This window comes from Brevibacterium sp. HMSC063G07 (assembly GCF_001810665.1).
GTDB lineage: Bacteria > Actinomycetota > Actinomycetes > Actinomycetales > Brevibacteriaceae > Brevibacterium.
On sequence record NZ_KV802362.1, the window covers coordinates 1 to 281 of the forward strand.

Genomic DNA, 281 nt, shown 5'->3' on the forward strand with positions numbered 1-281 from the left:
CCCTGCACGTCCAGCAGGTTGAACGGTGCCGTCGGCTCGTCCACGTCTCCCAGCATCTGGGTGAAGAAGGCTTCGTGCTCCGCCTGGCTCACCCCCAGCCTGGCCTGCGCCACGTAGTTCCGGAAGGGAACAGGAGCCGGCAGCTCATCGAATCTGTCCTGCTGGATCAGCGCGATCTCCTGCACCAGGAAGTCCAGCGTGGTGTGGTCCAGCACCATGTGGTGGCTGGGCAGCTGCAGCAGCCAGCGGCCTTGCTGCGGGTCGTGGGCTGCGATCGCGTG

At 66.2% G+C, this 281-nt stretch carries 1 protein-coding gene; it reads right to left on the minus strand.

From position 1 onward, the window contains the following. Positions 1 to 281 (minus strand): condensation domain-containing protein (locus tag HMPREF2757_RS08700; protein ID WP_141750233.1); only part of this gene is annotated, 281 nt, incomplete at both ends.